Genomic DNA, 9,919 nt, shown 5'->3' on the forward strand with positions numbered 1-9,919 from the left:
ATCGTTACATCGACGGCAGACGGCGGTCACACCCGCGAAACACGCGGTTCCTAGCGTGGCCGCATGCCCACCAAACAGCTCGTCCTCGGCGCGTTCGAGGAGTTCACCCCCAACTTCATCGGCAACAGCTGGCACCACGAACGCGGCGACACGGCCGCCTTCGCCACGCTCGAGTTCTGGACCGACATGGTCACCAAGCTGGATGCGGCGGGCTTCGACTTCTTCTTCATGGCCGAGGCCATCGGCTATCCCATGAACGACGCCGGCGAGGTGCCCGAGGCCGTCATCCGCGAGGCCGTGCAGTTCCCCGTGCACGACCCGCTCGCGATCATGTCGGCGCTGGCGGCGGCGACTCCTCGCATCGGCTTCGTCGCCACCGCATCCACCACCGCGCAGCAGCCTCTGCTGAATGCGCGCACCTTCACGACGCTCGACCACCTGACGGGAGGTCGCATCGGCTGGAACATCGTCACGAGCGACAACCAGCAGGCGCTCGTACGTCTGCTCGGCCGCACGCAGGTCACCCCGCACGACGAGCGCTACGCCGCAGCGACGGAATTCGTCGACCTCGACCTGGAGCTCTGGGAGGGCGCCTGGGAGGACGATGCCGTCCGCGCCGACAAGAAGAACAAGGTCTTCGCCGATCCGAGCAAGGTGCACCGCATCCGCCGCGACGGCACGTACTTCACCTTCGACGGCTACTTCCCCGCGACGCCGTCGCCGCAGCGCACGCCCACCCTGTTCCAGGCGGGCACCTCCGAGGCGGGTACGACCTTCGCCGCGCAGTACGCCGAGTGCGTGTTCACTCAGGACCGCAACGCCGCACGCCTCGCGGCGGGCATCGCCCGCCTGCGTCAGAAGGCAGTGGATGCGGGGCGCCCCGCGTCATCCATCAAGGTCGTCAACGGCGCGTCGTTCATCATCGCCGACACCGAGGAGGAGGCCGAGCGCCTGCGCGCCGAGCTCAACACGACGGCCACCCGCGAGGCGACGGCCGCGCTGTTCCTGGGGTGGTCGGGTGTGGACCTCGCTCAGCTCGACCCCGACGCGACCCTCGACGACGTCTCGACGGAGGTCGGCCACACGATGCTCGCGATGTGGCGCAACCCCGACGGCACGAGCCCGACGATCGGCGAGATCCTCGACTCGCTGCCGTCGACCTTCGGCGGCATGAAGTTCACCGGCACCGTCACCTCCGTCGCCGACCAGGTCGAGGCGTTCGTCGCCGAGACCGACGTCGACGGCTTCCTCGTCGAGAACTGGTACGGCGGCATCGAGGGCTACACGGAGTTCACCGACCAGCTCATGCCGGAACTGCGCCGCCGGGGCCTGCTGCCCGAGACGCCCCGCACCGGAACGCTCCGCGAGATGCTGACCGACGCCGACGGTCCGCGTCTTCCCGACTGGCACCCCGCCGCCCGCTACCGGCGCTGACTGGCGCGCCGGCGGGCCCCCGCATCCGCTCGCTTCGTCGGAGAAGGCGCCGGATGGCGGAGGATTCTGCGCGCATCCTCCGCCATCCGCGTGAATCTCCGACGCGACGGACGCCGGGCCGGGGCGTCAGGCGGGGCGGACGACGAGGGTGTGCTGAAGCGACTCGGCGCTGACCACGGGCGGCACGTGCTCGGGGAAGTCGGCAGCGTACTTCGCCTCGTAGGCGGCGGAGATCGCATCCTGCACCGGGTGGTTGGCGGCAACACGCTCGAACGTCACCGCGACCCGCGGGTCGTCGAGGGCTGCCACCGGGTCCTGCTCCGCGCGCGCACCGTCGGCGAGCGTGAACGCCGCCGGACGCCCCGACTCGGCACGGCGGAACCACGCCGTCTTATCGCCGTACGCTGCCCGCACGTAGGCGGCATCACCGACGACGACGGCCCAGATCGGAGTGGCGACCGCAGTGCCGTCGCGGCGGGTCGTGACGACGGTCACGGTGGAGGTGGCATCGAGGTGGGAGAGCAGCGCATCCGTCATGCCCCGAGCCTAGGGCGCGCCCGCATCCGGGGACAGATGCGGCACCGATCGTTCACGAACGTCGGAGAAGACGCACAAGGTCGGAGGTTTCAGCCCCGATCCTCCGACATTCACGCGATTCTCCGACCGGCGGATGCGGGTGCGGCGGCGCGCGGCGGATGCGGATGCGGATGCGGGTGCGGCGGGTGCGGCGGATGCGGCGGATGCGGCGCGGACCGGGGGCAGCGGGCCGGGTCAGGGTGCGGGCGGGCGGGCGACGAGCAGCTCACCCTCCCCGCTCACCGCCACCTCACCTTCGGCGGCCGGGACGAGGAACACGCTCCCCTCCGGTGCGGGCTCCCCGGCGATCTCGAGCACGCCGCGGGTCACCACGAGCACAGCGAAGCCTGTCGCGAGACGCACCGCATCCGGAACTCGATGCCGCTCGAGCCGCACGAACGGGTCGGCCTCGGACGGGAACACGGATGCGGGGCGCGCCGCGAAGGGCGCGTGCTGCACGAGCCGCGTGAGATCGGTGGGCTCGCGACGGTCGAGGTTGACGGCTTCGAGCGCTCGGGCGAAGCCGAGGCCGAGATGCCCGTCGCGGGCGCCGTCGAGCTCGAAGCCGCGCCACTCCAGCAGGATCGAGAGGTCCTCGGGCTGCTGCAGCTCCAGCAGGAGCACGCCCTCACCGATCGCGTGGAGTTCCCCGGGCGGGATCCACACGACATCGCCCGGTCGCACCGGCACCGTGTGCAGCAGATCGAGCAGCGCCGCCGTGTCCTGGTTCTCGACGAGATCGTGCAGCTCACTGGCCGCCACGGGACGACGCAGCCCCACGTGCACCCAGCCGCCGCGGAGGATGTACCAGCCTTCCGCCTTGCCGTGCGCGTGCCCCAGCCGCTCGGCGGCGAACGCATCGTCGGGGTGGGCGTGCACGGGCAGACGCTGCCCCGCATCCAGCAGCTTCACGAGGAGCCGGGGGTCGGCGCCCCACCGGGCGACGTGCGCGTCGCCGAGCCAGTGCACGGGGTCGGCTGCGATCTCCTCGCGCAGCAGGGCACCGCCGGGCAATCGGCTCAGCCCGACCTCGCGTTCACCGAACACGGTCGTGCACGAGGCGATCCAGTCCTCTGGCTCGTGGCTCGCCGCGGGCGCCTCGCGGCGGAAATCGGTGATCGCGCGCCCACCGCGGTAGAAGCGCCGGGCGGGCCGGTTCGACGGCAGCCGCACGATCATGCTCATGCCACGAACCCGCGGAGATTCATACCAGGAACCCGCCGACGAACGTGTCACCGAGGCCGATGGTGGTCGGGTGGGCGACCTCGGCGCGGTACGCGGCGACGCCGACCGCGCCGGGCAGGAGGCGCGCCACCTCGGACACGACCCGTTCTCCGTCCGGATGCCGGTCGAACCCGGCCGTGGCCGCCATGTCCTCGGCGGTGGCCGCGTCGCCGAGACGGTAGCGGGTGGCGGCGAGCCGCACGGCGTTCTCGAGGGCCCGGCGATGGCGACCGGCCTCGGGCCCCGTCGCGATCGCCCAGTAGCGCGTGTGCACGACCAGCGCCGGCGCGGCGATCAGCCGCTGGGCCGCGGCAAGCGCATCCGCCACATCCGCGGCGTCGGTCAGCGACACGGGCCGCCCGACGTACTCCTGCAGCTCGTCCTCGTTCATGCCGTGTACGTCGATGACGTCGCCGATGCGCGCGCGGACGATGTCGGAGAACTCCCTGCGGTAGAAGCCCGCATCCTCGTAGTAGACGAGCGCATCATCCGGCAGCTGCTGCATCGCCCGCCGCAGATCGTCGAGGCGCGACGACAGCAGCGCCTCGTCCTGCATCGTGTTGAAGCCGGAGATGAGGAAGGCGTCGGCGTCGGTGAGCGCATCGGCCAGCTCGGGCGCCAGCGCCATCTCGCGGTTGGGGGCGTCGTTCGCGAAGATGATCCGGTTCGGCGCGGGCGAGATCACCTCGCCGTCGACGAGCACGACGCGCGCGCCCGCCGGGTACTGCACGATGAGGTGCGGGTCGAGGGTGTCGCGGGTCGCCGAGCAGACGTAGGCGAGCTCGGGCGGCAGCAGCCGCCGCACGTTGTCGTCGATGCTCACGAGGTGCTGCACGCTCGGGATGCCGAGCCGCGCCAGCGCGAGCCCCGCGCGCACGCCCGTGCCGCCCAGGGTCACGCGCGTCTCGAACCGCGCGGCGAAGCGCGTCACGATCTCAGATGCAGCCACGAACCGCTCCCCGCCGCCGCCGGCGGCCAGGAAGCCGAGCACCGTGACGACGAGCGCACGCTCGTCATGGATCGGCGCCGTAGTGGTCAGCTCGCCCCGGCGCACGCCGTACGCGCGCGCCAGCTGCTCGAGCACGGCCGCATCCCATCGCACTTCGTAGTCGACGGTGCCACCGAGTCCCAGAACGAGCTTTCCCACCACGGCGCCTCTCTCGCGAATCCCGTGTCTCAGTACAGCGCGGCCTTGCCGGTCGCGCCGAACAGATCGATCTTCTCGGCCGCCGTGACCTTCAGCGCCGCGATCGCACCCGGCTGGATGGCGTTCGGCTCGCGCAGACGCTCGTCCGTACCGAGGATCTCGCGCATCTTGTTGTGGTACGAGACCTTGATGTCGCTGGAGATGTTGATCTTGTTGACGCCCAGCTCCACCGCGCGACGCAGCTCCGAGTCCGGGTTCGCCGATCCGCCGTGCAGCACGAGCGGGATGCCGACGGCCGCCTTGATCTCCTCGAGCAGGTCGTGGCGCAGCTCAGGGTTCTTATCGGCGGGGTACAGGCCGTGCGAGGTACCGATCGCGATTGCGAGGCTGTCGACGCCGGTCTCCTCGACGAAGCGCACCGCGTCCGCGACGTTCGTGTAGATGATCTCCGCGGCCCCCGACTCGCCGTAGCTGTCGTTCGCGCCGATCGTGCCGAGCTCGCCCTCCACCTGGATGCCGACGGCGTGCGCGGCCTCGACGACCTTGCGCGTCAGCGCCACGTTCTCCTCGAACGGCAGGAGCGAGGCGTCGATCATGACCGAGGTGAAGCCGGAGTTGATGGCCACGATCATCTGCTCGTAGCTGCCGCCGTGATCCCAGTGGATCGCGACGGGCACCGAGGAGCGGTGGGCGCGGGAGTGCATGGCGGCGATCAGGTCGGTGGTGATGTGCGAGACCTCATCCGGGTGGATCGCGATGATCACCGGGGCCTGCTTCTCCTCGCTGATGTCCATGACGCCGTTGAACATCGCCCAGTCGCTGATGTTGAACGCGGGGATGGCGAAGTTGTGCTCGTTGGCGACGTCGAGGATGGACTTACCGGTGTACAGCACGATGGATTCTCCTTGAGTGGGATGGGTGACAGGACGTCGGGAACAAACGGGGGATGCGCGTCAGCTCTTGACCGAGCCGGCCGTCAGGCCGCTGATGAAGAAGCGCTGCAGCACGAGGAACAGGATCAGCACGGGGATCGAGCCGAGAATGCTCATCGCCATGATCTGGTTCCACTCGTACGAGTGCTGGCCCATCAGCAGCTGGATGCCGATCGGCACCGTGCGCATGTCGGTGGTGCGGGTGAGGGTCAGGGCGAACAGGTACTCGTTCCACGCGATCATGAACGTGTAGATGCCGACCGAGACGATGCCCGGCACCGAGATCGGCACCAGCACACGCCAGAGCGCGGTGAACGAGCCGGCTCCGTCGACGCGCACGGCCTCGTCGAGCTCTCGCGGCAGGGTGTTGAAGTACCCGGTCATCATGATGATCGCGTAGGGCAGCGTGAACACCATGTACGTGAAGATGAGGCCCGGGTAGGTGTTGTAGAGCCCGAGTGCGACCATCAGACCGAAGTACGGGATCAGCAGCGTGATCGGCGGAACCGCCTGCACGCTGACGATGACGACGTTCAGCACCCGCTTGCCGCGGAAGTCGAAGCGACTGAAGGCGTACGCCGCCTGGATCGCGACCAGCAGGGTCAGGATCGTCACGGCGCCGGCGACGATGTAGCTGTTCAGGAAGAACCGCATCGTCTCGGCGTTCGTGAAGATCTTGACGTACGCGTCGAACGAGAACGCGTCCGTCACCAGCCGCGGCGGGCTCTCGAAGATCTGCGTGTTCGGCTTGAACGAGCTCGACAGCATCCACAGCACGGGACCGGCGGCGAAGACGGCGCCCGCGACGAGGCCCACGAGCAGCAGGGCGCGTGCGAGACGCGTGCGCGAAGCGGTGGTCATCGACATGTCAGTCCCTCGCCTTCTGGTGGCGCACGTAGAACACGGCCAGCACCATCGACATGAGCAGCACCAGGACGGCGGATGTGGCCGCCAGCGAGAAGTCGTACTTGGCGAAGGCGAGCTTGTAGGTGAACGTGCTGAGCATCTCGGTCACATCGATCGGGCCGCCGCCGGTGGTCATCCAGATGAGCGCGAACTGCTGCGAGGTCCAGATGAGATCCAGCAGCACGAGGCTGACGATGATCGGACGCAGCTGCGGGACCGTGACGTTCCAGAAGCGCTGACGAGCGGTCGCGCCGTCGACGGTCGCCGCCTCGTAGAGGTCCTGGGGGATGCCCTGCAGCCCCGCCAGGAGGCTGACCATGAAGAACGGGTAGCCCGCCCAGATGTTGATGAAAGTGACGGTGCCCAGCGCCAGCTGCGGCGATGCGAGCCACTCGATGTTCGTGTTGAGCAGGAAGTTGATCACGCCGTTGGGGGCCAGCAGCATCCGCCACAGCACCGCGATGACGGCAGCGGTGAACAGCCACGGCAGCACGTAGAGGGCGCGGAAGACCGTGCGGGTGACGGCGCCGAGCAGGCGGCTGTTGAGCATCATCGCGAAGCCCAGGCCCAGCACGAGGTGGGCGGCGACGCTGACGACGCTGAAAAAGATCGTGTTGCCCGTCGCCTTCCAGAAGCCCGGGTCACCGAGGACCGTCAGGTAGTTCTGGATGCCGACGAACTCCGGCGGGGGTCCGAGGATCGCGCTGTCCTGCAGCGAGTAGCCGACCACCATCACGATCGGGACGACCATCAGGATGAACAGCAGGATGAGGGTGGGGGCGAGGAAGCCGTACGACTCCGTCGTGCGCCGCAACTGGCGGCGCTTCTTGCCGGGCGGCCGGCCGGTGACGAGTGTCTCCGTGTCGGGCGCGGTCAGCGTTCTGAGTGTCATGCTCGGTCAACTCCTGACGTGTCCGGGTGCCGCACCGCGCGGTGCGGCACCCGGTGGCGGAAGGGGATCAGAACTCCGCCGTCCAGCTCTCCTGCGCCTTCTTGAGCGCGTCCGGGATGGACTGCTGTCCGTCGAGGGCGGACTGCAGCTGCTCGCCGAGCTGACGCATGAGGTCCTCGGCCACGGGAAGGCCGGTGAACTCGTTCGCCGGGTAGCCGGCCTTGTAGATCTCGAACGCGGTCTTGAACAGCTCGTCGTCGTTCACGAAGTCGGGCTCCGAGCCGGTGTTACCGGGGAAGGCCTTGGCCATCGTCGACAGCTTCGAGTTGGTGTCCTTGCTCATCAGGAACGCCACGAGCTTCGCCGCCGCATCCTTGTGCTGCGAGTTCTCGGCCACACCGATGCCCCACGAGGCGTAGGGGATGCCGCGCTCACCCGTGAAGGAGTCCTCAGCGGGGATCGCCGAGATCGAGAAGGTCAGGTCGGGGTTGTTCTCGCGGATCAGGTTGATGTGCGCGAGCGAGTCGATCATCATGCCGACCCGGCCGTTGGTGAACTCCTCGACCTTGTCCTGCTCCTTCATGGTGAAGCTGCCGGGGGCGATCACGCCCTCGTTCCACAGGTCGCCGATGTACTCGACGGCGCTCGTGACGTCGTCGTTGGTGAGGTCGGGCTTGCCGTTGTCGAGCATCGTGCCGCCCGAGGCCCAGACCCACGACATGACGTCGTTCTGCACGCCGTTCGGCGCCTCGAGCGAGAGCGGCAGCACCCAGCCGTGCACGTCGCCGCCGAGCGCGGTGATCTTCTTGGCCGCATCCTCGAACTCCGTGCGGGTGGAGGGCGGGGCGCTGACGCCCGCCTGCGAGAGCAGGGCGTCGTTCGTGAACATCGGGTAGACGAAGTTGACCACCGGGATCATGTAGGTCTTGTCGTCGACCTTGATCTGCGCGGCCAGCTCGCTCTCGTCGAAGCCGGCGTCCTTCAGCAGCGGACCGAGGTCGGTGATGACGCCCTTCGACGCGAAGTCGTTGACCCACGCTCCGTCGAGACCGACGACGTCGGGCATCGTGCCGGATGCGGCGCCGGCGAAGAGCTGTTCCTTCGTCGATGCGTACGGGCCGCTGACGAGGTCCACCTTGATGCCGGGATTGGCCTGTTCGAACTCGTCCATGAGGGCGCGGAACTCGCCGTCGGGGAGTTCGGGCTCCCACCACTGCGCGAATTCGATCGTGACGTCGCCGCCGCTGTCGCCCGAACCGCTGCCGCCCGACGAGCAGCCCGTCAGAGCCAAAAGCGTGGTCGCCGCGGTCGCGACACCCATGAGCATGATTGCGGTACGGCGTCCTCGCCGGAATGCGGACATGTCTCTCCTCTTCGAGATGGTGCGGCATTCCGCTCATTTCTGCAGCTTCATGCCTGTTTAAGCAAGATTATGCAGCGCTACCTGCATCACGTCAAGACACGGAATGGTCACGAGCGCCGCTGAATCACGGGCTCATCGACCCTGCAGCGCTGGACTCTCGGTCCAGAAAGTTGCGGATGCGTGCGGTTGTCTCCGCAGTTTTGTGCAGTCCTGTGCTAGATATGAGGCCATGGACGCGCAGCGCAAAAGCACTTCCCGCCGACTGCCCGCCGGACGCAAGGCGGACCTCGCCGCGTACGTGGAGGAGGTCGGACAGGTCACGGTCGCCGACCTGTCCGCGCATTTCGGCGTCTCGATCGACACCATCCGCCGTGACCTGGACGAGCTCGACCGCCAGGGCGCGCTCGTGCGCACGCACGGCGGCGCGATGAGCGCGTCGGAGGGGCCGGGCCGTGACCGCGGACTGGATGTGCGCCTGCGGATGCAGGTGCCCGAGAAGGAGAAGATCGGCAAGCTCGCCGCCGAGCTCGTCGACGACGGCGCGGTGCTCATGATCAACGGCGGCACGACCGTGCTCGCCCTCGTCCGGGCGCTGCGCAACCACCGCGACCTCACGATCGCCACGAACAACCTTCGGGTGCCGGCGGAGATCCCGCCGAGCGTGTTCCGTGACCTGTACGTCTTCGGCGGGGCCGTGCGCACCATCACCCAGGCGACGACGGGACCTGTGAGCCTCGCGATGACCTCGGCCGGACCGGATGTGGACATCCGCGCCGACATCGCCTTCGTCGCGGTGGGCGCCGTGGACGCATCCGGGTACTCCGCATCCAACCTCGGCGACTCGACGATGATGGCCGAGATGATCCAGCGCGCCGATCGCACCGCGATCCTGGCCGACTCCACCAAGCTCGGGCGCCGCCTTTTCGCGCAGGTGACGGCGCTCGAGGGCGCCGACTACCTCATCACCGACGCTCCCCCGCCCGCCGACCTCGCCGCAGCCCTCGCCGCCGCCGGCGTCACGGTCATCTGCGACTGAGCGGATTCACGCCCGCTCTTCCCCGCCATCCCGTCGGAGATAACGCTTCGCGTCGGAGGTTTCTGGCCACATCCTCCGACATTCGCGCAGTTCTCCGACCGGCGGGATGCGGCCCGGTCAACCCACCGGCGACGACTCTATGCAGAGCGCCAGCGCAGCCGTGAATCCTCAGCGGTGGTCGTGCACACCATCGGGACGCCGTTCTTGCTCACACCCGTCGCGCCGGCGGACGAGCAGAAGGCGCCAGGATGCACAGTGGCCGGCGCGGCAGGTTCAGGAGCGGGTTCCACGGGCGCGGGAGCCGGTGGTGCCTCGGGCTGAGGAGCGGCGGGCGCGGGCTGCGCCGGGGCCGGCTGCGCCGGGGCCGGGGCGGGCTCGGGCTGCGCCGGCGCGGGCGCGGGCTCCGGTT

General features: G+C 68.8%; 9 protein-coding genes. 2 read left to right on the forward strand and 7 right to left on the reverse strand.

Annotation, left to right across the window (positions count from 1 at the left end; all coding sequences use genetic code 11):
• Positions 1-63: 63 nt before the first annotated feature.
• Positions 64-1,434, forward strand: a complete 1,371-nt coding sequence (locus ACYVJS_RS16210; protein ID WP_460740886.1) for an NtaA/DmoA family FMN-dependent monooxygenase — start codon at positions 64-66, stop codon at positions 1,432-1,434.
• 126 nt (positions 1,435-1,560) lie between these two features.
• Here the strand turns inward: ACYVJS_RS16210 and ACYVJS_RS16215 are convergent, their stop codons facing one another.
• The 7 genes from ACYVJS_RS16215 to ACYVJS_RS16245 all read right to left on the reverse strand — a co-directional run bounded on the left by ACYVJS_RS16215 (position 1,561) and on the right by ACYVJS_RS16245 (position 8,474).
• Complete coding sequence (locus ACYVJS_RS16215; protein WP_460740887.1) at positions 1,561-1,971, reverse strand: DUF2255 family protein; 411 nt, start codon at positions 1,969-1,971, stop codon at positions 1,561-1,563.
• A gap of 234 nt (positions 1,972-2,205) precedes the next feature.
• Complete coding sequence (locus ACYVJS_RS16220; protein WP_460740888.1) at positions 2,206-3,195, reverse strand: class I mannose-6-phosphate isomerase; 990 nt, start codon at positions 3,193-3,195, stop codon at positions 2,206-2,208.
• A 19-nt stretch (positions 3,196-3,214) separates the two neighbouring features.
• The gene (locus tag ACYVJS_RS16225) at positions 3,215-4,381 is read right to left on the reverse strand and encodes an ADP-dependent glucokinase/phosphofructokinase (protein ID WP_460740889.1); all 1,167 of its coding nucleotides are present in this window, start codon (positions 4,379-4,381) and stop codon (positions 3,215-3,217) included.
• A gap of 29 nt (positions 4,382-4,410) precedes the next feature.
• Positions 4,411-5,274 carry a ketose-bisphosphate aldolase gene (locus ACYVJS_RS16230; protein WP_460740890.1) on the reverse strand — a complete coding sequence of 288 codons (864 nt, stop codon included), beginning with the start codon at positions 5,272-5,274 and terminating at the stop codon, positions 4,411-4,413.
• Positions 5,275-5,334: 60 nt separating this feature from the next.
• On the reverse strand, positions 5,335-6,180 hold the full coding sequence (locus ACYVJS_RS16235) for a carbohydrate ABC transporter permease (RefSeq protein WP_460740892.1): 846 nt from the start codon (positions 6,178-6,180) through the stop codon (positions 5,335-5,337).
• A gap of 1 nt (position 6,181) precedes the next feature.
• Positions 6,182-7,111, reverse strand: coding sequence for a carbohydrate ABC transporter permease (locus ACYVJS_RS16240; protein ID WP_460740893.1), 930 nt, complete (start codon positions 7,109-7,111; stop codon positions 6,182-6,184).
• Between the two features lie 67 nt (positions 7,112-7,178).
• Entirely contained in the window at positions 7,179-8,474 is a 1,296-nt protein-coding gene (locus tag ACYVJS_RS16245; RefSeq protein WP_460740894.1) for an ABC transporter substrate-binding protein, read from the reverse strand.
• Positions 8,475-8,703: 229 nt separating this feature from the next.
• Here ACYVJS_RS16245 and ACYVJS_RS16250 point away from each other — a divergent pair, with 229 nt between their 5' ends.
• Positions 8,704-9,510, forward strand: coding sequence for a DeoR/GlpR family DNA-binding transcription regulator (locus tag ACYVJS_RS16250; RefSeq protein ID WP_320435156.1), 807 nt, complete (start codon positions 8,704-8,706; stop codon positions 9,508-9,510).
• Positions 9,511-9,919: the final 409 nt, after the last annotated feature.

Source organism: Microbacterium neimengense (assembly GCF_054782995.1).

Coding starts and splice junctions, on each gene's coding strand:
- ACYVJS_RS16250 (WP_320435156.1), top strand. CDS start 8,704: ATGGACGCGCAGCGCAAAAGCACTTCCCGCCGACTGCCCGCCGGACGC.
- ACYVJS_RS16240 (WP_460740893.1), bottom strand. CDS start 7,111: ATGACACTCAGAACGCTGACCGCGCCCGACACGGAGACACTCGTCACC.
- ACYVJS_RS16210 (WP_460740886.1), top strand. CDS start 64: ATGCCCACCAAACAGCTCGTCCTCGGCGCGTTCGAGGAGTTCACCCCC.
- ACYVJS_RS16215 (WP_460740887.1), bottom strand. CDS start 1,971: ATGACGGATGCGCTGCTCTCCCACCTCGATGCCACCTCCACCGTGACC.
- ACYVJS_RS16220 (WP_460740888.1), bottom strand. CDS start 3,195: ATGAGCATGATCGTGCGGCTGCCGTCGAACCGGCCCGCCCGGCGCTTC.
- ACYVJS_RS16245 (WP_460740894.1), bottom strand. CDS start 8,474: ATGTCCGCATTCCGGCGAGGACGCCGTACCGCAATCATGCTCATGGGT.
- ACYVJS_RS16235 (WP_460740892.1), bottom strand. CDS start 6,180: ATGTCGATGACCACCGCTTCGCGCACGCGTCTCGCACGCGCCCTGCTG.